This is a genomic window from Candidatus Methanoperedens sp. (genome assembly GCA_012026795.1).
Taxonomy (GTDB): Archaea; Halobacteriota; Methanosarcinia; order Methanosarcinales; family Methanoperedenaceae; genus Methanoperedens.
Genome location: VEPM01000004.1, coordinates 1 through 1,753, shown reverse-complemented (window position 1 = coordinate 1,753; position 1,753 = coordinate 1). Strand labels below are relative to the sequence as shown.

The window sequence follows — 1,753 nt, the reverse complement described above, 5'->3', positions numbered from 1 at the left end:
CTCCAAAAACTCGACAGGGGCGCGCCTATAGACTCCAATGATAAGAATGCCATTCTTATTTCCTATCGTCTTGCAGAAGACCTGAAATTAGATGTCGGGAATGAAGCGGAGCTTGCCTTTGAGAACGGACAGGTCAAATTATATAATGTAAAAGGGATTGTCCGGACTGGAGACAAAGATTTTGACGGCTCCACAGTTATAATGCCTCTTATTGAGGCTGACAGGCAGCTTGCAATTGATAATAGTGCTTCCGTTATCCTGATTCGGCTTTCGGATAAGGACCTGGCAGGTACATACAAGCAGGGGTTAATTCAGGATCTTGAAGTAAGTAATATTAAAACATGGAAGGAAGAGACCGAATTCTTGCTAAGTTTTGCAGATGCATGGAAAGGTTTTACTGCTGTTATATCCTCGGTTGGCTTGATNGCNGCAGCNATCTCGGTNGGNATAGTAATATACATAAATGTACTTCATAAAAGAAGGCAGATAGGGATAATGAAAGCCATAGGAGCGAAAGACTCCTTCATTTTTACGGTTTTTATAATAGAGGCTGCGCTTTTTGGCGTAATAGGAGTTTCCATTGGGAACATTGTGGGATACCTTGCAACCTGGTACCTGGAAACGCATCCTTTTTACGACGCCATAATGCAGACATGGATAAGCGCAAGGTTCGGCTATTACCTGCTTTATAATGCAACGCTCATTTCTTTTACAGTAACAATACTGGCCGGGGTATATCCGGCTATCAAAGCAAGCAGGGTGGACATTATTAAAGCCATNTGGGGGAAGTAAGATGTCAGGTGTTTTCTTTTATGCAAGAAAAGATGCCGAAAAAAATAAACGAATGTTTTTTTTAATTACAATAGCTATTGCGCTATCAACTGCAAATATTATCATCCTGAACGGGGTCATGGACGGCATAACCGATGACTTCCTTGAAAGGACAATGGAGACCACGTCAGGTCACCTTAATATTTATCCGAATGAGAATGACAGATACATAGATGGGTTGGGCATAAAAGAACAAAAACTTGAAGGTCTGGAAGAAGTAATCGCTTATTCTCCCAGAATTACCACAGGCGGTGCATTATCTTATAAGGAAAAGTCCAGGTCTGTGAGGATTATAGCTCTGGATCCTTCAAAAGAAAACAGGGTTACAATCCTGTTAAGCAAAATTGATTCAGGGGAAACCCTGAAAGCTAACGATAGAGACGGGATTTTAATATCATATCGACTGGCAGATGAGTTAGAAGCCAAAGTTGGGGATGAAGCAACTATCGTATTTGAAAAAGGAAATACCANGGTGTTCAGGATAAGGGGGGTATTGCGCACAGGGATGGCGATGGATACTAATACAGTTATAGTAAATTTTGAGGCAGCTGCAGAACAGTTAAATCTGAATAACAAAGCATCGATCATTCTTATCAAGCTTTCAGATAAAGCTCTCTCAGGACAGTATAAAGATATAGTTTCAGGAAAGCTTGGAATCCAGAAAGTCAAAGAATGGAAAGAAGAAGTGGAATCCATGTGGAGTACAATCAGGACATATAAGGAGATAATCGCCACAATAAATGCGATCGGATTATTTGCAGCAGCTGTTTCGGTAGGGGTTATACTGTATATCAATATAGTCCATAAGCAAAGACAAATTGGTATAATGAAAGCCATAGGAATGAAAGATTTCCAGATATTGTCGGTATATATTATCGAGGCGGCAGTTCTCGGGATAATAGGTATACTGATAGGAGACGGA

General features: G+C 40.6%; 2 protein-coding genes. Both read left to right on the top strand.

All coding sequences use genetic code 11. The features are described 5' to 3' along the window. Window positions 1-792 (top strand): ABC transporter permease (locus tag FIB07_01815; GenBank protein NJD51583.1); only part of this gene is annotated, 792 nt, incomplete at its 5' end. 1 nt (window position 793) lies between these two features. Next, window positions 794-1,753, top strand: a 960-nt coding sequence (locus FIB07_01810) for an ABC transporter permease (GenBank protein NJD51582.1), incomplete at its 3' end; no start/stop codon positions are given.